Origin of the sequence: Kosakonia sp. (assembly GCF_032052965.1) — a bacterium.
Taxonomy (GTDB): Bacteria; Pseudomonadota; Gammaproteobacteria; order Enterobacterales; family Enterobacteriaceae; genus Kosakonia.
Map to the genome: position 1 here is coordinate 42,458 of NZ_DAMBVN010000016.1, position 24,070 is coordinate 66,527.

Genomic DNA, 24,070 nt, shown 5'->3' on the forward strand with positions numbered 1-24,070 from the left:
TACTTTCTTATTGTGAGTTATGCCGTTTTCGTGCGAATGAGGTAATCGAACGCACTGAGTGAGGCTTTGGCACCCTCACCGGTAGCAATAATGATCTGTTTGTACGGCACCGTCGTACAGTCGCCCGCCGCAAAGACGCCTTTCACGCTGGTTTCGCATTTGGCATCGATAATGATCTCGCCCATGCGGTTACGCTCAATGGCGCCTTCCAGCCAGGTGGTATTAGGCAGCAACCCAATTTGCACGAAGATCCCGGCCAGCGCGACCTGGTGAATATCGCCGTTCACACGGTCACGGTACTCCAGCCCGGTGACTTTACTGCCGTCGCCTTTCACTTCTGTGGTTTGCGCGTTCAGTACGATATCGACATTTTTCAGGCTGCGGACTTTATCCTGCAGAACCTGGTCTGCTTTCATCTCTGGCGCAAACTCCAGCAAAGTGACGTGCTCAACAATACCGGCCAAATCGATAGCCGCTTCAACACCGGAGTTACCGCCGCCGATCACCGCAACACGTTTGCCTTTAAACAGCGGGCCGTCGCAGTGCGGGCAGTAAGTCACGCCTTTAGTGCGATATTGATCTTCACCCGGCACATTCATGTTGCGCCATTTTGCCCCGGTAGCAATGATAACGCTGCGTGCTTTCAGCACTGCGCCAGAGGCGGTTTCGATCTGATGCAGGCCGCCTTCAACGCTTGCCGGCACAAGCCTGCTGGCGCTCTGACTGTCAATCACATCCACTTCGTAATCCGCAACGTGGGCTTTCAGCGCGCCGGCCAGTTTCTGGCCTTCGGTTTTCGGCACGGAAATGTAGTTCTCAATATCGACCGTATCCAGTACCTGGCCGCCAAACCGTTCCCCCATCAGACCGGTACGAATACCTTTACGCGCCGAATAGACTGCGGCTGCCGCACCCGCCGGGCCGGAACCCACAATCAGAACATCGTAAGTTTCGCGTTTGTTCAACGCTTCCGCCGCGCGTTTTTCTGCACCGGTATCGATTTTGGCGACGATTTCCGTCAGCGTCATACGCCCCTGACCAAACTCTTTACCGTTCACGTACACTGCCGGCACGCCCATCACGTTACGATCGGTGATCTCGTTCTGAAAAGTACCGCCATCAATCGCCGTATGTTTGATACGCGGGTTAAGCACTGCCATCAGGTTCAGCGCCTGCACCACATCCGGGCAGTTATGGCAGGAAAGTGAGTAATAGGTTTCGAATTCAAAATCACCGTCGAGATCGCGGATCTGCGCCAGCAGCTCTTGCGCCTCTTTAGACGGATGTCCACCGGTCCACAGCAATGCCAGCACCAGCGAAGTAAATTCGTGACCCAGCGGCGAACCGGCGAAGCGCGGGCCGTTGTTCGAACCTGGGTTAGTGATCAGGAATGAGGGTTTACGCACCGTAAGGCTGTTGTCTTCTTTAAAAGAGACTTTCTCAGACAATTCAGCGATTTCTGCCAGCAGTTCTTTAATTTCTGCCGATTTCGCGCTGTCATCCAGCGTGGCAATCAACTCAACAGGTTTGGTCAGTTTCTCAAGGTACGCCTTGAGTTGCGTTTTCATTGTGGTGTCGAGCATCGTTATTCCCTCTCGTAAAACATCATCATGCAAGCCGACAGTGTGGCTGCACTAATGCAACTTGCATCATGGTGCTGAATAAAACGGGCGCAAAAAAGCACCCGTATCAGAGACAATTTCCAGCAATTTCGCGACAGAGCAAGGCGGCTAGCGGGTAATTCCCCGGGAGCTTACACAAGTAAGTGACCGGGGTGAGCAAGCAACGCCAACAGCGCTATGGCGCGATATGCGCAGAAATTTAGATTTTGCCAACCAGGTCCAGGGACGGAGCCAGAGTCGCTTCGCCTTCTTTCCATTTAGCCGGGCACACTTCACCTGGGTGAGATGCCACATACTGTGCTGCTTTGATTTTACGCAGCAGGTCAGATGCGTCGCGGCCGATGCCTTCAGCGGTGACTTCGATAGCCTGGATGATGCCCTGCGGGTCAACGACGAAGGTAGCACGATCGGCCAGCCCTTCATCTTCACGCATGTTGTCGAAGTTACGGGTCAGGGCGCCAGTCGGGTCGCCGATCATCGCATATTTGATTTTTGCGATAGTCTCGGAGCTGCTGTGCCACGCTTTGTGGGTGAAGTGAGTGTCAGTAGAAACAGAGTAAACATCCACACCCAGTTTCTGCAGTTCTTCGTAGTGATCGGCCACGTCGCCCAGTTCGGTCGGGCATACGAAGGTGAAGTCAGCCGGGTAGAAGAAGAAGACGCTCCAGCGGCCTTCAGTATCTTTCTCGGTTACTTCAATGAACTCACCGTTTTTGAACGCCTGGTTTTTAAAAGGTTTAATCTTGGTATTAATTAAGGACATCTATACTTCCTCCGTGTTTTCGATGGGGTGTAAGGTAACGAACTTTGTTTGATAGGGCTAATGCGTTTGCTTTATCAAATCAATAAGCGTTAGCTAACAACCCGCAACGAACAACCATGTGAACGGCTGGTATGCCAAAAGTAAAAAGGCCACCGCGACGGGTGGCCTCGATACCTGAAATACCCGTGGGTAACTTCAGCGCCAGCAAGCTGGCAAAGTGTTGCGCTCATAACCTTAGGTCATCAAGCCTGATGATTACACCACTGCTGGCCGCCCGCGACAATGCTCTGAGCTGAGGTCTTACCGATGATTGTAATAGGTTTGCCCTAAGTTCATTTTTATCCGTTGATTTAATAAGGATTTTTATGTGTAAACGCCTGTTAATGCTGACACTGCTCCCGCTTACCCTGCACGCCGAAGAGCTGCCCGCACCGGTCAAGGCCATTGAAAAGCAAGGCATCACTATCATTAAATCCTTCGACGCGCCAGGGGGAATGAAGGGCTATCTCGGCAAATACCAAGAAATGGGCGTTACCATTTACCTCACGCCGGACGGCAAACACGCAATTTCTGGTTATATGTACGATGGCGCTGGCAATAACCTGAGCGAGAAACTGATCGCTAAAGAGATCTATGCTCCGGCGGGTCGCGCATTATGGCAGCAAATGGAAAAAGCCGACTGGATCCTTGATGGTAAAAAAGAGGCTCCGCGCGTGGTTTATGTGTTTGCCGATCCTTACTGCCCGTATTGCAAGCAGTTCTGGCAACAGGCTCGCCCGTGGGTGGAAGCCGGCAAAGTACAGATCCGCACGCTAATGGTCGGGGTGATCAAACCCGAAAGCCCGGCAGTTGCGGCCGCGATCATGAGCGCGAAAGATCCCGCGAAAAGCTGGCACGACTATGAGCAATCGAACGGCAAAATGGCGTTAACTCTGCCAAAAAACGTGCCGCCGGAAATCCTGAAAAAGCTCAACATCAATCAAAAGATCATGGACGATCTCGGCGCAAACGCCACTCCGGCTATTTATTACATGAATGAAGACAACGTGTTACAGCAGGAGGTGGGACTGCCGGATGCAGAAAAACTGCACGCCATAATGGGCGAGAAGTAAGGCGGCGCAGGCAGCACCGCCCGAGGCGCATTACAGTTTACAGAGGCGCTCTGCCGCAGCCAGTAGCGTCGACTCCTGTTTTGCGAAACACAGGCGAATCAGTTTGTGCGGGAACGGATCGGCGCAGAATACCGACAATGGGATGGCCGCCACCCCGACCTCTTTGGTCAGCCACTGGCAGAAACTTACGTCATCAAGATCGGAGATCGCGCTGTAATCCGCCAGCAGGAAGTAGGTGCCTTCACACGGCAAAATCTCCAGCTTGCTCTGACTGAGGGCCGCGATCAGCACATCGCGGCGGGCGCGGTAAAACCCCGGCAAGTCGCGATAATGCTGCGGCTCGGCGCGCAGCATGTCTGCCAGCGCCAGCTGTGCCGGGGTATTAACCGAAAAGGTCAGATATTGATGTACTTTGCGCAGTTCCGCGCTGATGGCGGCAGGCGCCACGCAGTAACCCACTTTCCAGCCGGTCATATGATAAGTCTTACCGAATGACGACACCGCCACCGCACGCTCACGCAGTTGTGGGTGCGCCAGCACGCTGGCATGCCCCTCTTCGGCAAAGCAGATGTGCTCGTAAACCTCATCACTCAGCACGTAAATTTCCTGCCCGGCAATAGCCTGCCACAGCGCGGAAAAATCCGCATTTCGCCATACCGTTGCGGAGGGATTATGCGGCGTATTTAAAATTACCAGACGCGTACGCTCACTCAACAGCCCGGCAAATGCCTGCCAGTCGACGCGAAAGTGCGGCGGCTGTAACGCAATGCGCTTCAGCACACCACCGGAGAGCGCCACCGCTGGCGCGTAGCTGTCGTAACTGGGATCAAAGCAGATCACTTCATCTCCCGGACGCACCAGTGCCGTAATCGCCGCATACAGAGCTTCGGTTGCCCCAGCGGTAACGGTAATGTCGCTGTTAATATCCGGTTTATGGCCGTACAGTGCCTCGGTTTTCTCCGCAATCGCTTCGCGCAACGCTTGTACACCCGTCATCGGCGCGTACTGATTCGCTCCCTGCGCCACATGGAAAGCCAGCCGCTCCTGCAAATAGCGTGGACCGTCAAAATCCGGGAACCCCTGCGACAGGTTAATGGCCTGATGCTGCTGCGCCAGTGCGCTCATTTGCGTGAAGATCGTGGTGCCAAGCGAGGGCAGTTTACTTTGTGGAATCAGTGCGTTATTGCTCATTATCAGCTGCCTGGTTGTTATACGCATGTTGCCGCCACTATAACACGATGCTAGTATTTGGCAATCAAGACGCTTAGACGTCTATACGATAACAATATTCCTTATAAGGAAGCGTTATGACCGACAACCTGCAACTCCATGAACTCGTTTCTGCCTGCCACTGGCTGGGGGCAAAAGGCTGGGCCCCCGCAACCGGTGGCAATATGTCTGTACGTCAGGACGCCGACTGGTGCTGGCTAAGCGAATCCGGCAAAGATAAAGGCAGCCTGACCAGCGCAGATTTTTTGCAGGTTTCTATTGCCGACAATCATGCGCCTTCCGGCCGTAAACCCTCGGCGGAAACCGGGTTGCACACCTTGATCTACCGTCTCTACCCCGAGGCCAGCGCGGTGCTGCACGTACATACCGTTAATGCCACCGTGCTTTCGCGAATCGAAAAATCCGCCGCCCTGTTGCTTGATGGCTACGAAATGCAAAAGTCGCTCAGCGGCCAGACCACACACCTGGATACGGTGCCAGTGGCGATTTTCGATAATGATCAGGACATCGACGCGCTGGCAACACGCATTGAGGACTATGCGCAGACCCACGGCTTACGTTATGGTTTTCTGCTGCGCGGCCACGGGCTGACCTGCTGGGGGCGCAATGTCGCCGAAGCCCGCCGTCATCTGGAAGGGTTGGAATTTTTATTTGAATGCGAACTGCAGCGCCGCCTGCTGGAGAGACTATGATCCGCGCTATCGTTACCGATATTGAAGGCACCACCAGTGATATCCGCTTTGTGCATAACATACTGTTCCCCTACGCCCGTGAACGGCTGGTCGGGTTTGTGACGGCGGAGCAATACAAAGAGCCGGTGAGTACCATCCTGAATAATCTGCGTGAAGAAGTCGCGCAACCGGATGCCAGCACCGCCGAACTCATTGATGTACTGTTCGCGTTTATGGATGAAGACCGAAAATCCACCGCACTGAAAGCGTTGCAGGGGATCATCTGGCGCGATGGTTATGTCAACGGCGACTTTACCGGCCACCTTTACCCGGACGTTTTGCCGCAGCTTGAAAACTGGAAGGCGCAGGGCCTTGATCTGTATGTTTATTCCTCGGGCTCAGTGGCAGCGCAAAAACTGTTATTTGGCTACAGCGACGAAGGTGATATTACTCATTTGTTCAGCGGGTATTTCGATACGCTGATCGGCGCGAAACGAGAGGTGCAGTCATACCGCAATATTGCGACGCAACTGGCACTGCCGCCCTCTTCCATCCTGTTCTTGTCGGATATTCACCAGGAGCTGGACGCCGCAGAAGAGGCCGGTTTTCGCACCGTACAACTGATTCGTGACGATGAAGACCCGGCCAGTCATCATCATCAGGTTTCCTCTTTCAGCACCATTAAGCCGGAGCAGATCCCTTCATGAGCGCACTGACAATTTATACCGATAACGATGCCAGCGCACCGGTGTGGCACAGCACCGACGCTGCAGAGATCCAGCAGCAACTGAATACCAAAGGCGTGCGTTTTGAACGCTGGCAGGCCGACCGCGATCTGGGTGTGAACCCGACGCCAGAAACTGTGATCACCGCTTACCAGCACGCTATCGAGAAACTGGTCGCCGAAAAAGGTTACCAGAGCTGGGATGTGATCAGCCTGCGCGCCGATAACCCGCAAAAAGAAGCGCTGCGCGCGAAATTCCTTAACGAACACACCCACGGCGAAGACGAAGTGCGTTTCTTTGTAGAAGGCGCCGGGTTGTTCTGCCTGCATATCGGCAACGAGGTTTACCAGGTGCTGTGCGAGAAAAACGATCTGATCTCCGTGCCTGCCGGTACCCCGCACTGGTTTGATATGGGCTCAGAGCCAAACTTTACCGCTATCCGGATTTTCGATAACCCCGAAGGATGGATCGCGCAGTTTACGGGTGATGCGATAGCGGACCAGTATCCAAGGTTGCGCTAATGGTTTAAGCCCTCCCCTCCCTGGATTAATGAGGGGAGTAGCTCTTACGTGACAGACATTTTCATTTAATTATCTGCCCCACTGCGTATGCAAAATCAGGCACGTCGCGCGCCGTTTGCGAAATATAGCAACCTGAACACGCCATTATCAGTCCACTTCACTGGCAATACGTTGCGCGGATTGTCTGCCTCACCCTGGAAATAATCCTCACCCCAGGCAACACTCGTTAAGCCGCTTAATGGGAGAAGGAGCGAAACATGTCGGACGATTTTTACTGGATTAACGCGCCGCAAGTCTGGCGCAAAACGCCGGACGGGCTTAGCGTGGTGACCGATGGCAATACCGATTTCTGGCAAACCACCTGGTACGGCTTTGAGCGCTTTAGCGGGCATGGTTTTGTGCGCGACGTAACGGGGGATTTTACCTTTCAGGTGCGGATACGGGCGCGCTTCTCGGCCCTGTACGATCAGGCGGGCATTCTGCTGGTGGCAGACAACCAGCACTGGCTGAAAGCCGGGATCGAGTTTAACGACGGTGCGCCGGCGATGGGCAGCGTGCTGACGCTTGGTCAGTCTGACTGGGCAACAGGTCTGTTTCCTGGCGATGCCGGGGACTTCTGGCTGCGCCTGAGCCGCAAAGGGGATGCGCTGCGGCTGCAGTACTCCACCGACGGGCAGGTGTGGCCGCTGTTACGGCTTTGCCCTTTCCCACATGCGCAATGCGCCGTTGGCATGATGTGTTGCACCCCCGAACGCCAGGGGCTGGAGGTGCATTTTAGCGATATTGCCCTCACGCCCTTGCTGGAGAAAGATCTCCACGATCTCTCCTGAGCGTGAAGGCGCGCCGTAGCCCGTTAACCGCACGGGCTACGGTCAGGCTCAGAAGGTTTCCCAGTCGCCATCACCTGCGGGTGCCGTCGCCTGCGTCACAGGGCGAGCAGTAACTGCACGCGTTTTTGGCGTTTTATCCACGGTGTCGTTGTTCAGTTTAAACAGCGAAACCAGACGGCTTAGCTGGCCGGATTGTTGCTCAAGCGAGCCAGCAGCAGCGGAAGACTCCTGCACCAGCGCGGCGTTTTGCTGTGTTGTGGTGTCCAGCTCACTCATGGCTTTACTGATCTGATCAATACCGCGGCTCTGTTCATCGGAGGCATGAGAAATTTCTGTCATGATGCCACTCACCCCTTCCACGGAAGAGACGATCTCTTTCATCGTTTCCCCGGCTTTGTTGACCATTTCCGAGCCGGAGCTGACCCTGTCGACCGACTCCTGAATTAGCCCTTCAATCTCTTTGGCGGCCTCGGCGCTACGCTGCGCAAGGTTTCGGACTTCTCCCGCCACCACGGCAAAACCGCGCCCCTGCTCGCCAGCGCGGGCGGCTTCGACGGCTGCGTTAAGGGCGAGAATATTGGTCTGGAACGAAATGCCGTTAATAACGGTAATAATGTCTTTAATTTTGTTAGAGCTTTCGGTGATGTTATCCATCGTCGTCACCACATCCGACACCAGTTTGCCGCCTGCCTGCGCGTTTTTCGCAGCAGTCTGCGCAAGGTTGCTGGCCTCGCGGGCATTATCTGCGTTGCGTTTTACGGTAGAGGTGAGCTCTTCCATACTGGCGGCAGTTTCAACGACCGCCGCCGATTGCTCCTCCGTACGGGAGGCAAGATCGGTATTACCCGCCGCAATCTGCGATGACGCCGACGCCACATTCACCACCGAAGCTTTAATCTGCGAAATCAACTCACGCAGTTTCTCATTCATGGCCGCCATAGCGGCACTCAACCGACCCAGCTCATCGTTGGACTCCGCCTCAATCACGGCCGTGAGATCGCCCTGGGCAATGCTTTCTGCCAGCGTCAGGTTATAACGGATCTGCCGCGTCATCTGTCGGGTAATCAGCCATGCGGTAACCATTCCGACCAGCACTGCGCACACAGTGACCACCAGCAAAATGTAAATCACGTTACCGATTGAAGCATTGCTCTTTTCGGTCTGTAATTTTGCCAGACTCGTGGTGGCGCTATTGAGTTTCTCAGCAATGACCGAAAGGGCATCAGAGGTGGATTTGGCTTTTGCCAGTGCGGCAAAATAGGCATCCACCTGACGATCCAGGTTTTGCAACTGGTTGTGCACATCATCCGCCAGCACGGTGTTTGCCGCCCCTTCCCCCTGCTTCATCAGGGCGTGGAGCGCGTTAGCACTTTGCAGCGCCCCGGCGAACATGCTCTTATCTTCTTTACCGCGAGAGTCGACAATACCGTCTGCATCGGCCCGTAATTCCGCCAGTAACATCACGTAATTGACATCATTTTTTTGCGGCGCCTCACTCCCTTTCACCACATCGCGGTATTCGGTGAACACCGGGTGATTCAGCGCTGCCAACACTTGCCTGGACTGCTCTGTGGCGGCATTTTCATCTGCCACCAGCTTATCGCGGGCTTCGGCATACTGCGGCAGCGTGGATTTCAGATTGTCGAATAACAGCCCGGTGTCCTGTTCCCAAACGAAATGGCTACCCTGTTCGATACTGGCCAGCATTTTTTCAATGGCGACATGGTTGGCCTCCATCGTTTTCGGGTCATGGCTAAGCTGAAAAACAAGGCGATTGCGTCGGGCGGTATTCAGATCATCGCTAATCTGGGTGACCAGCCGCGCTTTATCGGAGTGATCGCGAATGACTGATAGCTGATAGATACTTAATACGGATGAAAGAATGATAATGGCGAGCAAAACAGAAAAACCGCCAAATAACTTTGCCGCGACGGACAGATTTTTAAAGAGAGTAAGCTGACGTGCCATCTGATGGTTCCTCGACGCCCTGTATGGGAATGATGACGATAAATAAATGCCAACAACACCAAATTAGCCTGCTTAGCATTATCAGGCTAATTAATGGGTGTTAAGACATTACTGCTGTGTGCTCCGGTGCTATATCTACTATCGGCAATCAGAGATGTTTTAATAAGTCGAAAAACGCATAAAAAAATGCCATTTATGTTTTTCATCATTAAATATAACGATGATCACGCTTTATTTTATATGATATATCATCGCCATGAAATCCGAATATATTATATATAAAATTGACAATTATTAATAAATATTACCCGTTGAATTTTAATACTATTTTTCGCCATTTCCTTATAACCCGAACACAGATCAAAAAAGATCTTTTTTTATCTCGTTCCACGTGAAGATTTTAGTTAGGACGCCGATAAAAATAATGTTCACCTGGATATGGATCGCACTTGAGGCCGTTATGACCATTTTAAAAAAACTGACTTTCGTATTTTCAATCACCTTCCTGGCAATGCTGATACTGGGCGGTTTAAGCATTCGCGCTTTAGATCAGGCTCAGGAACGCTTTGATTATGTTATTGATAATAGCCTGCCGAGTATTAGCAAGCTCAGCGAGGCCGTTCAGCATCGCGAAGAGGCAAGGCGGCAAATTTTAATGTCGCTATTGAACAATGACGAAGCCGTGTTTATCAAACATATGACACAGGCGCGCGATGAGCTGAATAAAACCAATGAGATATTTAAGTATTATCGCGAAAATTTGGTCAGCGACTCGACGGATGCTGAGTTACTGAAAAAAACGCAAGACGCGTTTGATGATTACCGGCAAAAAGCCGAATCCATGGTTGGCGTTTATCACAGCGAGGGGGTAGAAGCCGCGCGGAAAATGGTTTCCGATGGCGGTATCACTGCGAATGCTTCGGTCGCACTGAGCGCGAATTTAAAAGAGATGCTGGCGTTAAACTATAATATAGCGAAACGCTATGCTGAAAATAACCATCAGCAATACCTTAATACGTTCTGGCTGTTACTTGGCACCATTATCTTTTTGCTGGCATTAATTGCCGTATTTGCCACCTCTATTCTTAGCTACTTAAGTAAAGGCTTAAAAAGCCTGCAATCCAGCATGGGCGTTATCAGCAACTCACTGGATTTAACGGTAAAAGTTGATCTGACTAAAAACGATGAACTGGGCGCAACAGCCGCCAGTTTTAACAACCTGATGGATAAAATCCGCGCGGTATTAACCAGCGTAAAAGATGCCAGTAATGAAGTGGATACTGCCGCCAGCGAAATTGCCAAAAGTAATGATGATCTCTCGTCGCGTACGGAATCGCAGGCCTCTTCTCTGGAGCAAACCGCTGCCAGCATGAACCAGTTGTCAGCCACGGTGAAACACAACAGAGATAATGCCCATGAAGCAAACACCTTTATTGGCCGTGTTCAGGCTATGGTCAATGAGAGTCATCGTGAACTGAGCGCACTGCAAAAATCGATTGATGATATCTCCGCCTCGTCGGCAAAAATTTCTGAAATTACAGACATTATTGACGGCATCGCCTTCCAGACGAACATCCTGGCACTCAACGCTGCGGTCGAAGCCGCCCGCGCTGGCGAGCAAGGTAAAGGCTTCGCGGTGGTAGCCGGTGAAGTTCGCTCGCTGTCACAGCGTTCGTCCGTCGCTGCGCGAGACATTCGCGGGCTGATTGATGAAGCCATTAAAAATGTCGGCGATGGGGTCAGTTACGCGGCCAACGTCACCACACGGATGAACGAGGCGCTGGGCGCAGTAGACGAAACCACGGTATTGATCAATCAGGTCAACAACTCCTCCACCGAGCAGAGCCACGGTATTGATCAGGTCAATATAGCCGTCAGCCAGATGGAAGGGAACCTGCAGCAAAACGCCGCAATGGTGGAGGAGATGGCCACCGCCGCCAACTCACTCAGCCACCAGGCCGGTAAGTTGCTCAACGATGTTAATGCCTTCCGCTTGTAACCTTCTCTTACCCGGGGGCTGAAAGAACGTTTTTCTGACAGCCGCCCGCTCTGCAACTTACCCGCAGACCACAGCGAAAAGGAATTGAACTTCCCTCTGAAAGCCGTTCTTATATACCCGGTAAAAATGCGGGTAACGGGACTGACCAACTGATGGATTTCGCAAAAGCAACGGTAATGATTTTGTCGCTGGCAACAGCTAATGCCATGGCGGCAACACTGAATTTGGGGAACGAGGTTAAACATTGCCTCTCTTTGCCAGCCTGGGGTGCAGGCCAGAACCAGGCGCAGTGTAAAGAAGAGGCCATAAAACGCTCGGAAAAATCGTTAAGCGCGACAATCGCCCAACTGCATGCTGTGATCACGCGCGACTACAACACGCCTTATCATCTTAACGATCCGGATGGCGTCAAAATAAACGATATCTTCTGGGAGAAGTTCGCTAAAGCGCAAAAATTGTGGCTCGCATCCCGAGATGAAATGTGCGCGGCCTCCGCCGCTTTAATGGGCGAATGGGCCACCAGCCAGGATGATATTCACACCCAATGCCTTATCGATCAGAATAAAAGCCGCGAACGTTATGTGCATGACACCTGGTTGCAGTAATGCCGCCCGTCGCGGTCATTATGCTACAAAATAACGTGGGTGCCCTGTTCAGGACGCGCTCTGCTGCCGACGTAACTGGCTGAGTTTGCGGTATTTCTGCGGCGGCATACCGACATATTTCTGAAAAGTGCTGTAAAAACGGCTGCTGGAACCAAAGCCGGCGGTCAGTGCAATATCCAGAATGGTTTTGTCCGTGTCGCTGAGCAGCGCGCGCACATGGTTAATGCGCATAGTGGTGATGTACTGCTTCATGGTGAGTTGCATCACCCGCTGAAAAATCCCCATCGCATAATTTGGATTGAGCTTTACATGCTCAGCGATGGCGTCAATGGTCAGCACCTGATCATAATTCAGCGCAATAAATTCCAGCATCTGGCTAACGTAAAACTGCGCATGGCGCGAGACACTGTTTTTATGGGTCCGCGACGTCTTATTTACCAAAATAGGCTGCCAGCCGGAGAGGCTAAAACGCTTGAGCATGAGCGCAATTTCATCGATCGCCAGTTGCCGTAATTGTTCATTAGCGCTGTTAAGCTCATTCTGCCAGCGCTGCACCTCAAAGGCGCTAAGCTGCTGGGCAGCAAGCGATTTAATCACCATGCCGTGGGTAACATGGTTAATCAGTTCGCGATCGAGCGGCCATGAGAGAAACAGGTGCATCGGCAGGTTAAAAATCGCCATCTGCTTGCAGTCACCGGGGCGCGTCAACTGGTGCGGCGTACAGGCCCAGAACAGAGTGATATAGCCCTGTTTAATGCGCACCACTTCGTTATTAATCAGGTACTCCACATCGCCGTCGAACGGCACATTGACTTCCACCTGGCCATGCCAGTGGCTGGCAGACATCGCATGCGGCGCGCGCAGCTCGATCTCCATGCGCTGGTACTCCGAATAGAGCGACAGCGGCCCACGGGTGGTCTTCTCATCGCCACTGCACATATCCGCTCTGATCTGCTCTTTTGCCATCCTGCCCTCGTCCTGAATCATCACTTTTCACGCTTCGCTTTGCGCCATCCTGTTCTATTTTAGTTAAAGGTATTGCCGTTAACTCTGCTTAACTGCTTATTTTTTCCTGGAAACTCAGATTCAGCGCGATGCATAGCGAGATCTGAGTTTTCGGGAATGCACCTGCGGGAAGAAGGCAGATGGCAAACAAGGCGCGTGCCACGCTCAGGACGTACAACCACTCTCAAGGAGAACGCACATGTCTGCCGCAAAAATTACCTTTATCGGCGCCGGCTCTACGGTGTTTGTCAAAAACATCCTGGGCGATGTCTTCCAGCGTCCGGCGCTAAAAGATGCGCATGTCGCGCTGATGGATATTGATGCCACGCGGCTGGAGGAGTCGCACATTGTGGTGCGTAAACTGATGGATTCGGTCGGGGCTTACGGCCAAATCAGTTGCCATACCGATCAAAAAACCGCACTTAAAGATGCCGATTTTGTGGTCGTCGCCTTCCAGATTGGCGGCTATGAACCCTGTACGGTGACAGACTTTGAGGTCTGTAAACGCCACGGTCTGGAGCAGACCATCGCCGATACGCTCGGCCCTGGCGGCATTATGCGCGCGCTGCGCACCATCCCTCATTTGTGGCAGATTTGCGAAGACATGACCGAAGTCTGCCCGCAGGCCACTCTGCTCAACTACGTCAACCCGATGGCGATGAACACCTGGGCAATGTACGCCCGTTACCCGCACATTAAGCAGGTTGGGCTGTGCCACTCCGTACAGGGTACCGCAGAGGAGCTGGCGCACGATCTCGATATCGACCCGGCCCTATTACGCTACCGCTGCGCTGGCATCAACCATATGGCGTTTTACCTGTCGCTGGAGAAAAAACAGCCGGATGGGAGCTATACCAACCTCTACCCGGAACTGCACCAGGCGTATGCCGACAAACGAGCTCCCAGGCCGAACCTTCACGGCAACCCACGCTGCCAGAACATCGTGCGTTATGAAATGTTCGAAAAGCTGGGCTACTTCGTGACCGAATCTTCTGAACATTTTGCCGAATATACCCCGTGGTTTATTAAACCGGGACGTGAAGACCTGATTGAACGCTACCAGGTTCCGCTGGATGAGTACCCGAAACGCTGCGTTGAGCAACTGGCGAACTGGCAAAAAGAGCTCGCCGAATACAAAACGGCCGAACGCATCGACATCAAGCCGTCGCGGGAGTACGCCAGCACCATTATGAACGCCATCTGGACCGGCGAGCCGAGCGTGATTTACGGCAACGTACGTAACGATGGCCTGATCGATAACCTGCCGGAAGGCTGCTGTGTCGAGGTCCCGTGCCTGGTGGATGCCAACGGTATTCTGCCAACGAAAGTGGGCAAACTGCCCGCGCACCTTGCGGCACTGATGCAAACCAATATCAACGTTCAAACCCTGCTGACGGAGGCAATCCTCACCGAGAACCGTGACTATGTGTATTACGCAACAATGATGGATCCGCATACCGCTGCCGTTCTGGGTATCGAAGAGATCTACGCACTGGTGGATGACCTGATCGCCAGCCATGGCGACTGGCTGCCGGGCTGGCTGCACCACTAATGCAGACAGCCGGGCATGCCCGGCTGTTGGCGACCTTCCGACACTGAAAGAGGCAATCGGTACCCTATGAGTATTTCAATGACAACAAAGCTCAGCTACGGATTTGGCGCGTTTGGTAAGGATTTTGCGATCGGTATCGTCTACATGTACCTGATGTATTACTACACCGATATTGTCGGCCTGTCGGTCGGTATGGTCGGCACGCTATTTCTGGTGGCGCGTATTCTCGATGCGCTGGCCGATCCGATTATGGGCTGGATCGTGGACTGTACCCGCTCGCGCTGGGGGAAGTTTAAACCGTGGATCTTAATCGGCACCCTGACAAACTCCGTGGTGCTGTACATGCTGTTCAGTGCTCACCACTTTACTGGCACAACCCAATTGATCTGGGTCTGGGGGACCTACCTGCTGTGGGGCTTCACTTACACCATTATGGATGTGCCATTCTGGTCGCTGGTGCCGACCATCACGCTGGATAAGCGCGAACGCGAACAATTGGTGCCCTACCCGCGGTTTTTTGCCAGTCTGGCGGGCTTTGTCACCGCCGGGATTGCCTTGCCGTTCGTTAATGCCGTGGGCGGCGCGGATCGTGGCTTCGGCTTTCAAATGCTGACGCTGGTGTTAATTGCTTTTTTTGTGCTTTCCACTATTGTCACGCTGCGCAATGTGCATGAGGTTTACTCCTCTGACAAACAGCCCACCGCCGACAACACGCCGATGAGCCTGAAACAGATGGTTCAGCTGATTTTTAAAAACGATCAACTGGCCTGTTTACTGGTGATGGCGCTGGCCTATAACACCGCAGCGAACGTCATTGAAGGGTTCGCGATTTATTACTTCACGTATGTCATTGGCAATGTCGACCTGTTCCCCTACTACATGTCTTACGCCGGGGTCGCCAACCTGCTGATCCTCATTTTGTTCCCGAAACTGGTGAAAGTTTTCTCGCGCCGTATGCTATGGGCTGGCGCATCGGTGTTGCCGATTGTCAGCGGCGGCGTGTTGCTGTGGATGGCCCTTATGGGCTTTACCAACGCCTGGGTGATATTGCTGGCCGGGGTGCTGTTCAGTATTGGCAAAGCGTTTTTCTGGGTGTTGCAGGTGATTATGGTGGCCGACACCGTCGATTACGGCGAATACAAGCTCAATGTGCGCTGCGAAAGCATTGCGTATTCGGTACAGACACTGGTCGTGAAAGCCGGCGCCGCGTTTGCCGCATACTTTATTGCAGTGGTCCTCGGTGTGATTGGCTATGTGCCGAACGTTGCGCAGTCCGCCAGCACGTTAATGGGGATGCAAGTAATTATGCTGGCGCTGCCGGCCTGCTTCTTCCTCATCTCGCTGCTGATCTATTTCCGTTTCTACAAACTCAATGGTGATCTGCTGCGCCGGATCCAAATCCACCTGTTGGATAAGTACCGGCATGTTGACAAACCCACAGCAAAAACCGCCCAGCCGGTAATAGTGGATCAGATTCGCGTGTAAAGGTTGATGATGCCGGGCAAGTCAGCTTGCCCGGCGACTGATGCATCCCTGCCCCCTGCAATCCCTGTTCTAACGCCGTTTCATTGCAATCAGTTTCAAAAACGTCATCGCCACAGGCACAGAAACTTCAATGAGAAACAACACAAGAGTGACGTTAGCGTTACCGTCCCCCCTACGCCAGGTGCCTGACAAGGCTGACACAATAAAAAAAACCACCGCAGAGACAATCATGAACAGGCCATAAAAACGGTTTGCCCGATACCAGATCAGAGGATTGTTTAAAGTGAACGCGGTTCTGACGCCGTACCATCGATTGGGTTTAATTTTTTGTAGCGCAAGAGGAATCGCAATAGCCACCAGGAGCACACTCCCAAAGGTGAGGTAAAAAAAATTCTCGTTCATAGGATCCCTAATTCTCTGTGTGTCTCAATCACGCCCTGGAGTACACCGCTTTTTTAGCCCGGTCAAGAACGGTTATGCCGGGTTTTCATCGGGTCGATTTATTCCCATCGCCATGACCTGGGCAGGATCAAATAACGACAAACTTTCAACCTGCGAGAGTAATAACACTTTGCGAAAATCCAATGCCGAGCGCGGCGTGGAAGACAAGTCGATGTCGTGCGACGCATACCAGGCACTGTAATTGTGCTCAACATGCAGATCGAGTGTGGCGTCATCACGGTAACCGCTCAGCATCGGGATCAGCACAATGTTGTTGGCATCGCCGCTATCGAACGTTGCGGTGTGGATCATGCCAATATAGATGCGCTGCGATTTGAGGGTGATCCAAGCTAAATCGCCCTTTTCCATACATTGATAGATCAGCCCTTCTACGCCATTCGCCCGCGACAAATGTTTATACAACTCCCGGCGACCATTGCTGTCCAGCCGGGCGCTGCCTGCCCAGTTGGAGCGCCAGAGACAGAGAAATACCGCAAAGGCGAGCATGATCACCACCGGCGCCTGGATGCCTAAAAAGCTCCAGTTCATAAAGACCATATGCAAATGGTGATGTTCCGCGCCAAAAAATGACGGCAGCGCATTCATCACCGCAGAGGCGATCAGCAAACCCAGCCACAGCAATGCCGTCGCCAGTATCCCCTGCAGGACAAAGACACAGCCATAAAGGGCCACCAGAAAATAGACATCCCAGCCGAAGCTGCGTTTGAATTTGAATCGCGTGGAGAGATCGTGCGAGGTATACCAATAGCCACACACCATCAACACCATAAAGATAGCTGTTCCCATCGTTAAGCCCTCTTCAGCGCATCAACATGGCGTTTGAAATCGTCCTGCACTCGCTGGCAACGAATATTGACCGAGGTATTACCGTCGGCATCCACCAGGATCCGTTCCCCATCTTCTATCGCATCCTGAATCTCGCCGTGGCTCATCACCTGTAATAATCTGTCGGGACTTGCGAACAATGAATACAGCATTTTTTTCATAGCTTACCTCCGCAGCCAAGTATAGAAACCGCAGGCCCGCTATGCGGAACTTTAACCTTTTTCTTACTAACGAAGCGGCGGAGGCAGTCTCGGTTTTGCCTCGTTTTCCACGCGAGTGCACGCACGTTGTCACTTTTACATACGACATTGTCATCTGCGCGTGCGCACGCCGACGCGTCTCTGTGGAAACTGGAAGCCTACCCCAAGGAGAGACGCATGATGTTAACCAACCCTTCTGAAAAATATGCAGGTCATCCCCCTCTGCCACTGCGCGATCGCCGCTGGCCGGATAACACCCTGACGCAGGCACCGCGCTGGCTTTCAACAGACTTGCGCGACGGTAACCAGGCGCTGGCCGAACCGATGGACGCTGCGCGAAAGCTGAAATTTTGGGATTTACTGCTCGCCTGCGGTTTTAAAGAGATTGAAGTCGCGTTCCCATCGGCCTCGCAGACGGACTTCAATTTTGTGCGCCAGTTGATTAACGAGCAGCGCATCCCGCACGATGTCACCCTTCAGGTATTAACCCAGGCACGGGAAGATTTGATCGCCCGTACGTTTGAATCTCTGCAGGGCGTACACCGCGCCACGGTGCATTTATACAATGCGACAGCGCCCGTGTTTCGCGAGATCGTCTTTCGCCAGAGCCGCAACGAGATCGTGGCGCTGGCGGTGAAAGCCGCCACGCAGATCCGCCGCCAGTGCGAGGAGGCAGCAGGCACCGAATGGGTGTTTCAGTACTCGCCAGAAACGTTCTGCTTTACCGAAGCGGAATTCGCGCTGGAAATTTGCGAAGCCGTGGCCGATGTCTGGGCACCCTGCGCGACACGCCCGATGATCATCAACCTGCCGGCCACCGTCGAAGTCAACACACCCAATGTCTATGCCGATCAGATTGAGCACTTTTGCCGGCATTTCAGCCGCCGCGAACAGGTATGCATTAGCATTCATCCGCATAACGATCGTGGCACGGGCATTGCCAGCGCGGAACTCGCTCTGCTGGCGGGTGCTGAGCGCGTGGAAGGCTGCCTGTTCGGTAATGGCGAACGCACCGGGAACACCGATTTGGTCACGCTGGCGCTAAACCTCTATACCCAGGGGATTCCGCCAGGTCTGGATTTCAGCGAGATGAAAAAAGTCGTGGAGATTGTCGAGGAGTGCAATCAGTTACCCGTTGCGCCCCGCCATCCGTATGCCGGGGAACTGGTCTTCACCGCTTTTTCGGGGTCGCATCAGGATGCGATTAAAAAAGGCTTCGCCGCCCGACAAAACAGCCCGCACGCCTGCTGGGAAGTGCCCTACCTGCCGCTGGATCCTGCCGACATTGGCTGCAGCTACGAAGCGGTGATCCGCGTTAACAGTCAGTCCGGCAAAAGCGGCGCAGCCTGGCTGCTGGAGCAAAACCACGGCCTGACACTACCGCGCAAACTGCAGCAAGCGTTCAGCCAGCTCGTCCAGGAAGCGGCGGACTCAGCGGGAAAAGAGATGTCGCAGATGGCAATCTGGAACCTGTTCCGCCAGCGCTATGGTCTGGTAGAGCAGCCTGCGTTACAGCTGATCGAGTACGCCTGTACCAATCAGCCAGGGCAAAATACGGCGCTGCTGGCCGAGATCCGCTGTGCTGGCAAAACGCTGAAGATCGGAGCAACCGGCAACGGCTTTCTCTCCACGGCCATTACGGCCTTGTGCCGCAATCTGCACATTGAAATCAACATTGAAAGCTACCACGAGCATACGCTGGGGAAACACAGCGACAGCCGTTCTGTGGCGTACATCTGTTGTGAAAATAAACATGGCGATCGTGCCTGGGGTGTCAGCATTGATAGCGACATTACCCGCGCTTCGTTGCAGGCCTTGCTAAACGCTGCGGCCCCGTTTACCGCACCGTAAAGTAATCGCCGGGCGAGACACCCATTACCCGGCGAAACATCGCGCTAAACGCGCTCGGGTTGGCATAACCACACTCCAGCGCCACCTGGATGACCGGCTCGCCATGCGCCAGCCGGGTTAAGGCCACCAGCAACCTTGCCCGGCGGACCCACTCACTAAATTGCAGGCCAGTCTGCTGGTAGAAATGGCGCGACAACGTGCGTCCGCTCATATTGACCTGGCGGGCCGCACTCTCCAGCGACCAGGCCCCGGCAGGCGTTTGCCGTACCGCATCACACAGCTGTTTTAAGCGTGGCGATGTGGGTTCGGGTAAACAAAATGGCAGGATGTTCATCAAACGGATTTCATCGAGGATCAGTTCATAAATACGCTCTGCGCGACTGCCGGCCTGATACGCATGCGGCAGTTCCAGCGCATTAAGGATCAGCGCCCGTAACAGATCGCTGACCTGCACCACCTGGCAAATAACCGGTAAATCCGCCCGCGCCAGCGGTTGAACAAAAACACCACGGGCACGCACATCACCCTCAATATGCAAAGCATGAGAAATGTTCGCCGGGATCCATACGCCCCGCGCGGGCGGCACTACCCACATCCCCTGGCGCGTCTCCACGCGGATCACCCCGCTTAAGGTGAGGATCAATTGATCGCAGGGATGCGTATGCCAGTGCTCATGTTCACCGTGCCGGTAATCATGCGCATAAGGAATCAATGCGCGATGAGAGAAATCTAACGCGAAGGTCTGTTTCACAACGAGGCCGCCCGGGGATAAAAGGTTCTCTTACCTTAAACAGCGCCGCGTTTTCTGTCATCCCTTTGTCTGCGTCGCTGACGGAACGCAGGCCCGGTAAGCGCAGCGCTACCGGGCATGAGGATAAGCATCTACTGCCCGTAGTAGGCCTTTGCACCATGTTTACGCAGATAGTGTTTATCCAGCAGAGGTTGCTGCATATCCGGCAATTGCGGTGCCAGCTGGTGGGAGAACAGCCCCATATACGCGCACTCCTCCAGCACCACGGCATTGTGCACAGCATCGGCCGCATTTTTGCCCCAGGCGAATGGCCCGTGTGAATGCACCAGCACTGCCGGGATCTGCATCGGGTCAATATCGCGCTGCTCAAAGGTGCTGATAATCACCTCCCCGGTTTGATACTCGTAGTCGCCGTGGATCTCCGCGTCGGTCATTAACCGGGTGCAGGGGATCGCGCCGTAGAAATAATCCGCGTGGGTGGTACCCCACGCCGGCAGATCACGCCCGGCCTGCGACCAGATCGTGGCATGGCGCGAATGGGTATGCACAATGCCGCCAATCTGCGGAAAGCGGCGATAGAGCGCCAGATGTGTCGGCGTGTCCGACGAGGGCTTTTTGCTGCCTTCAACCACGTTACCGCTGGCGATTTCCACCACCACCATATCGTCGGCGGTCATCACCTCATACTCCACGCCGGAAGGTTTGATCACCATCAGTGTGCCGCTCGCGTCAACGGCGCTGACATTCCCCCAGGTAAACGTCACCAAATGATGGGCTGGCAGCGCCAGGTTAGCGGCCAGCACCTCAGCTTTGAGTTGCTCTAACATACAAATCCTCCTTCCTGCATACGGGCTTCAATCCAGCGGCGGGCCTGAATAATCTCCAGCACCGGCTCTTTGGCTTTTTCGGTCCACATCTCAATTAAAAAGGCGCCACGATAATTCAGTTGCTGCAGGGCGCGGAACACGCCGACAAAATCGACACATCCTTCGCCAAACGGCACATCACGGAACTGACCCGGGCTTTCTGCGGTGACGGGCTGCGTGTCTTTCAGATGAATAGCGGCAATACGATCGATGCCCAGCGCCAGCTCGGCAGGCACATCATTGCCCCACGCCGTCAGGTTGCCGATATCCGGGTAGACGCTGAACCATGGCGAGGCGAGCATCTCGTCCCACTTTTTCCACTTGCTGATGGAGTTCATAAAGGCGGTGTCCATAATCTCGACCGCCAGCATCACCTGCGCGGCAGCGGCCTGTTCCACGGCCCATGCCAGCCCTTCGGCAAAGCGCTGTTGCGTCCCGTCGTCATGCTCTTCGTAATAAACGTCATACCCGGCCAGTTGAATGGTGCGGATACCGAGGTCGCGCGCCAGGCGAATGGCTTTGGTCATGATCTCCCGCGCCCGTTCGCGTACGCTTTCATCACGGCTGCCAAACGGAAAACGGCGGTGCGCTGACAAGCACATCGATGGAATTGCGACGCCGGTTTCCAGCATTGCCTCGACCAGCGATGCGCGCTGCGTGGTGCTCCACTCCAGTCGTGCCAGGCGCTCGTCCGTTTCATCGACCGACATTTCGACAAAATCAAAACCGCAGCTTTTCGCCAGCACCAGCCTCTCTGGCCAGCTCAGATCTTTGGCCAGCGCCTTTTCGTAAATGCCTAACGGATGGGTACGCATCACTTCTCTCCCCAGGTAGCAGCAATCTGATGATGAAATGCAGCGGCAACCTGCTGGGGGTTATCCGCCCCGGACAACGCGCGCCCGGCAATGAATGCTTTTACGTTAATCTCTTTAAACAGCGGTAAATCAGCAGGCGCCAGTCCGCCAGTCACCGACAGTTCAAGACCGATATCCGACAGCGCTTTCATCCGCGCCAGATCCGCGTCTCCCCATTGCTGGCCACTGGCCTGCGCATCGCGGCCACGGTGATAAATCGCCTGACGCACGCCAATGCGATACCAGTCGCGTGCGTCGTCAAACGTCCAGTTGCCGAATAACTCCATCTGAATTTCACCGTTGTGCGCCTGCGCAATCGCGTGGCCTTTCTCTACCGTTGCCAGCGGTGCGGCGCAGATAATGGTCATCCAGTTCGCCCCGGCGCTCAGCGCCTCCTGCGCGAGCGTTTCCCCGGCGTCAGCGACTTTCCAGTCCGCGACAATGATCTTTTCCGGGCACTGGGCACGCAGCGCGCGCACCGCATTCAGCCCTTCACTCAGGCACAAAATGGTGCCAGCTTCCACGATATCCACATGGTCCTGTAACAGCGCCACATCGCGCTGGGCAGCCGCAAGGCTGGTATGGTCGAGCGCCAGTTGCAGTAATGGTCGGCTCATAACGTCTGCTCCTTAATGCGGGCGTGAAAGCCCTGTAGTGCTTCAATCAAATACTGGTAATGGGTGTACTTGCGCTGGTAGGCGGCATGGGCGGTCATGCCCGGTATAAGAGTGTGGATGTCATGCCGTAGCACCTGCTGCGCATGATGGAAGTCGCGATACTCGCCAGTGCCCACCAGCGCGGCCAGCGCCGCGCCGAAACAGCCGGTTTCTTCGACCTGCGGCAGTTCAACAGGCAAACCGCTGACATCGGCCAGCATCTGCATCCATACCGCCGAATGCGCCGGGCCACCGGTCACGCGCAGCGCTTCAACATGGGTAAAGCGCTCCCGCATGCGGTTGAGATGGGTCATGTGGCTGAACACCACCCCCTCGTAAACCGCCTGCAGCAAATGGGCGCGGGTGTGTAGCGCCTGGATGCCGTAAAAACCGCTGGTCATCTCAAGCCCCGCGTTGCTGCCGTACAAAAATGGCAGGAAAAACAGATCGCTACCGGCTTTGGGCACACTGGCAACGGCCTGGTTGATCTCATCGAAAGTGAGCGTGCCCCACTGGGTAGTCAGCCATTCGAGGTTGCCGGACGAGGTCGGGCTGGCCTCGTGCACAATGTACTGGCCATCATTCACGTAGCGCCCGTACACATAGGCATGGGCTTCGTTATCGCGAATGCCATCTGCTATACCGCTGGCGACTGCCCAGGTGCCCATGACGGCATTCAATCGCCGTTCATCTTTCAGCCCGGCGCAGAGCGCGGTAGAAACCACATCAAACAAACCGCCAACGACAGGTGTTCCTGCCGCCAGACCGGTTATGGCAGCTGCCTGAGCGGTGATTTCCCCGCAAATTTCTGCCGGACCGACAATGGGCGGCAATGCCGCGTCGATTTCGCCTATCCCCAGCCACTGCGACAAGCGCGCGTCGTAATAGCCACGGGACATGTTGTAGAGGTTGGATTCGGAAATGTTGCTCTCTTCGCAGCCTTTGACGCCGGTAAGACACCAGCGCAAATAGTCATGCCCCATCATGACGCAGCCAATTTGCGAATAACGCTGTGGCTGGTTCTCTTTTATCCAGCGCAGCAGCGAAACCGGGTGGCCGGTCCACACTGTCTGGCGGGTGAGTGGGTACAACTGCTGCGGTATGCCATCCTGCTGCCAGCGTCTCACCACCTCCAGCGCACGGCGGTCCGATGACAACATGGCGTTACCCAGCGGTTGATCATGCTTATCCAACAGAAACAGGCCCTTGCCTTGTGCGGAGATCCCGACCCCACGAATTTGCGCGCCCTGCGTTTGCGTGCGTTGCAGCAGGCGTGAAATCGTGTCGGCACAGGCGCGCCACAGAGTGTGCATATCACGCTCGGCATAACCCGGTAGCGGGCTGAGCGTGATCAGCGCGTGGCGTTCAATGCCATGCTCCCTGCCCTGGCTGTCATATAACCCGGCTTTCAGATAAGTACCGCCACAATCGATACCCAGCCAGAAGGTCTCTTTCTCACTCATCGTCATGCTCTCGTTTTATAGCCGGGTAGTGGCAATGCCTTCTCCGGCTGGCTT

23 protein-coding genes are annotated in these 24,070 nt (G+C 54.3%); 10 read left to right on the plus strand and 13 right to left on the minus strand.

Annotated elements, in window-relative coordinates:
• Nucleotides 1-17: 17 nt before the first annotated feature.
• Nucleotides 18-1,583, minus strand: a complete 1,566-nt coding sequence (gene ahpF, locus RTX30_RS17370; RefSeq protein ID WP_312691414.1) for an alkyl hydroperoxide reductase subunit F — start codon at nucleotides 1,581-1,583, stop codon at nucleotides 18-20.
• Between the two features lie 238 nt (nucleotides 1,584-1,821).
• The gene (ahpC, locus tag RTX30_RS17375) at nucleotides 1,822-2,385 is read right to left on the minus strand and encodes an alkyl hydroperoxide reductase subunit C (RefSeq protein WP_002894394.1); all 564 of its coding nucleotides are present in this window, start codon (nucleotides 2,383-2,385) and stop codon (nucleotides 1,822-1,824) included.
• A gap of 365 nt (nucleotides 2,386-2,750) precedes the next feature.
• Between ahpC and dsbG the strand changes: the two genes are divergently transcribed.
• Complete coding sequence (gene dsbG, locus RTX30_RS17380) at nucleotides 2,751-3,497, plus strand: thiol:disulfide interchange protein DsbG (RefSeq protein WP_312691415.1); 747 nt, start codon at nucleotides 2,751-2,753, stop codon at nucleotides 3,495-3,497.
• Nucleotides 3,498-3,527: 30 nt separating this feature from the next.
• Here the strand turns inward: dsbG and RTX30_RS17385 are convergent, their stop codons facing one another.
• Complete coding sequence (locus RTX30_RS17385; RefSeq protein WP_312691416.1) at nucleotides 3,528-4,688, minus strand: pyridoxal phosphate-dependent aminotransferase; 1,161 nt, start codon at nucleotides 4,686-4,688, stop codon at nucleotides 3,528-3,530.
• Nucleotides 4,689-4,804: 116 nt separating this feature from the next.
• Between RTX30_RS17385 and RTX30_RS17390 the strand changes: the two genes are divergently transcribed.
• The 4 genes from RTX30_RS17390 to RTX30_RS17405 all read left to right on the plus strand — a co-directional run bounded on the left by RTX30_RS17390 (nucleotide 4,805) and on the right by RTX30_RS17405 (nucleotide 7,474).
• Nucleotides 4,805-5,419 carry a methylthioribulose 1-phosphate dehydratase gene (locus RTX30_RS17390; RefSeq protein WP_312691417.1) on the plus strand — a complete coding sequence of 205 codons (615 nt, stop codon included), beginning with the start codon at nucleotides 4,805-4,807 and terminating at the stop codon, nucleotides 5,417-5,419.
• Nucleotides 5,416-6,105, plus strand: a complete 690-nt coding sequence (gene mtnC / locus RTX30_RS17395; protein WP_312691418.1) for an acireductone synthase — start codon at nucleotides 5,416-5,418, stop codon at nucleotides 6,103-6,105. The genes RTX30_RS17390 and mtnC overlap by 4 nt, the downstream gene beginning before the upstream one ends.
• On the plus strand, nucleotides 6,102-6,644 hold the full coding sequence (locus tag RTX30_RS17400; protein ID WP_312691419.1) for an acireductone dioxygenase: 543 nt from the start codon (nucleotides 6,102-6,104) through the stop codon (nucleotides 6,642-6,644). The genes mtnC and RTX30_RS17400 overlap by 4 nt, the downstream gene beginning before the upstream one ends.
• 257 nt (nucleotides 6,645-6,901) lie before the next feature.
• Nucleotides 6,902-7,474 (plus strand): DUF1349 domain-containing protein, encoded by a 573-nt coding sequence (locus RTX30_RS17405; RefSeq protein ID WP_312691420.1) that lies wholly within the window; start codon nucleotides 6,902-6,904, stop codon nucleotides 7,472-7,474.
• 48 nt (nucleotides 7,475-7,522) lie between these two features.
• Here RTX30_RS17405 and RTX30_RS17410 read toward each other — a convergent pair whose 3' ends face one another.
• A complete protein-coding gene (locus RTX30_RS17410) occupies nucleotides 7,523-9,442 on the minus strand; it encodes a methyl-accepting chemotaxis protein (protein ID WP_312691421.1) in 1,920 nt (639 codons plus the stop codon).
• Between the two features lie 460 nt (nucleotides 9,443-9,902).
• Here RTX30_RS17410 and RTX30_RS17415 point away from each other — a divergent pair, with 460 nt between their 5' ends.
• Together RTX30_RS17415 and RTX30_RS17420 are read left to right on the plus strand one after the other, a co-directional pair.
• On the plus strand, nucleotides 9,903-11,441 hold the full coding sequence (locus tag RTX30_RS17415; RefSeq protein WP_312691422.1) for a methyl-accepting chemotaxis protein: 1,539 nt from the start codon (nucleotides 9,903-9,905) through the stop codon (nucleotides 11,439-11,441).
• Between the two features lie 152 nt (nucleotides 11,442-11,593).
• Nucleotides 11,594-12,046 (plus strand): lysozyme inhibitor LprI family protein, encoded by a 453-nt coding sequence (locus RTX30_RS17420; RefSeq protein ID WP_312691423.1) that lies wholly within the window; start codon nucleotides 11,594-11,596, stop codon nucleotides 12,044-12,046.
• A 48-nt stretch (nucleotides 12,047-12,094) separates the two neighbouring features.
• Here the strand turns inward: RTX30_RS17420 and melR are convergent, their stop codons facing one another.
• Nucleotides 12,095-13,012: a transcriptional regulator MelR gene (melR, locus tag RTX30_RS17425; protein WP_312691424.1), complete on the minus strand. Its 918-nt coding sequence runs from the start codon at nucleotides 13,010-13,012 to the stop codon at nucleotides 12,095-12,097.
• Nucleotides 13,013-13,250: 238 nt separating this feature from the next.
• Between melR and RTX30_RS17430 the strand changes: the two genes are divergently transcribed.
• Both RTX30_RS17430 and melB read left to right on the plus strand, forming a co-directional pair.
• On the plus strand, nucleotides 13,251-14,603 hold the full coding sequence (locus RTX30_RS17430; RefSeq protein WP_312691425.1) for an alpha-glucosidase/alpha-galactosidase: 1,353 nt from the start codon (nucleotides 13,251-13,253) through the stop codon (nucleotides 14,601-14,603).
• A gap of 66 nt (nucleotides 14,604-14,669) precedes the next feature.
• Nucleotides 14,670-16,088 (plus strand): melibiose:sodium transporter MelB, encoded by a 1,419-nt coding sequence (gene melB / locus RTX30_RS17435; RefSeq protein WP_312691426.1) that lies wholly within the window; start codon nucleotides 14,670-14,672, stop codon nucleotides 16,086-16,088.
• A 69-nt stretch (nucleotides 16,089-16,157) separates the two neighbouring features.
• On the opposite strand, the gene RTX30_RS17440 is transcribed toward melB, so the two are convergent.
• The 3 genes from RTX30_RS17440 to RTX30_RS17450 all read right to left on the minus strand — a co-directional run bounded on the left by RTX30_RS17440 (nucleotide 16,158) and on the right by RTX30_RS17450 (nucleotide 17,536).
• Nucleotides 16,158-16,490, minus strand: coding sequence for an SdpI family protein (locus tag RTX30_RS17440; RefSeq protein WP_312691427.1), 333 nt, complete (start codon nucleotides 16,488-16,490; stop codon nucleotides 16,158-16,160).
• A 72-nt stretch (nucleotides 16,491-16,562) separates the two neighbouring features.
• Nucleotides 16,563-17,336, minus strand: a complete 774-nt coding sequence (locus RTX30_RS17445; RefSeq protein WP_312691428.1) for a hypothetical protein — start codon at nucleotides 17,334-17,336, stop codon at nucleotides 16,563-16,565.
• Nucleotides 17,337-17,338: 2 nt separating this feature from the next.
• Nucleotides 17,339-17,536: a hypothetical protein gene (locus RTX30_RS17450; protein ID WP_312691429.1), complete on the minus strand. Its 198-nt coding sequence runs from the start codon at nucleotides 17,534-17,536 to the stop codon at nucleotides 17,339-17,341.
• A gap of 219 nt (nucleotides 17,537-17,755) precedes the next feature.
• Here RTX30_RS17450 and leuA point away from each other — a divergent pair, with 219 nt between their 5' ends.
• Nucleotides 17,756-19,426, plus strand: a complete 1,671-nt coding sequence (gene leuA / locus RTX30_RS17455) for a 2-isopropylmalate synthase (protein ID WP_312691472.1) — start codon at nucleotides 17,756-17,758, stop codon at nucleotides 19,424-19,426.
• Here leuA and RTX30_RS17460 read toward each other — a convergent pair.
• The 5 genes from RTX30_RS17460 to RTX30_RS17480 all read right to left on the minus strand — a co-directional run bounded on the left by RTX30_RS17460 (nucleotide 19,413) and on the right by RTX30_RS17480 (nucleotide 24,016).
• On the minus strand, nucleotides 19,413-20,177 hold the full coding sequence (locus RTX30_RS17460) for a helix-turn-helix transcriptional regulator (RefSeq protein ID WP_312691430.1): 765 nt from the start codon (nucleotides 20,175-20,177) through the stop codon (nucleotides 19,413-19,415). The two genes, leuA and RTX30_RS17460, sit on opposite strands and share 14 nt — an antisense overlap.
• A gap of 131 nt (nucleotides 20,178-20,308) precedes the next feature.
• A complete protein-coding gene (gene araD / locus RTX30_RS17465) occupies nucleotides 20,309-21,004 on the minus strand; it encodes an L-ribulose-5-phosphate 4-epimerase (RefSeq protein WP_312691431.1) in 696 nt (231 codons plus the stop codon).
• Nucleotides 20,998-21,858 (minus strand): L-ribulose-5-phosphate 3-epimerase, encoded by an 861-nt coding sequence (locus tag RTX30_RS17470; protein WP_312691432.1) that lies wholly within the window; start codon nucleotides 21,856-21,858, stop codon nucleotides 20,998-21,000. Before RTX30_RS17470 ends, araD begins: the two co-directional genes overlap by 7 nt.
• The gene (gene ulaD / locus RTX30_RS17475; protein ID WP_312691433.1) at nucleotides 21,858-22,514 is read right to left on the minus strand and encodes a 3-keto-L-gulonate-6-phosphate decarboxylase UlaD; all 657 of its coding nucleotides are present in this window, start codon (nucleotides 22,512-22,514) and stop codon (nucleotides 21,858-21,860) included. Before ulaD ends, RTX30_RS17470 begins: the two co-directional genes overlap by 1 nt.
• Nucleotides 22,511-24,016, minus strand: coding sequence for an FGGY-family carbohydrate kinase (locus RTX30_RS17480; RefSeq protein WP_312691434.1), 1,506 nt, complete (start codon nucleotides 24,014-24,016; stop codon nucleotides 22,511-22,513). The genes ulaD and RTX30_RS17480 overlap by 4 nt, the downstream gene beginning before the upstream one ends.
• Between the last annotated feature and the right edge of the window lie 54 nt (nucleotides 24,017-24,070).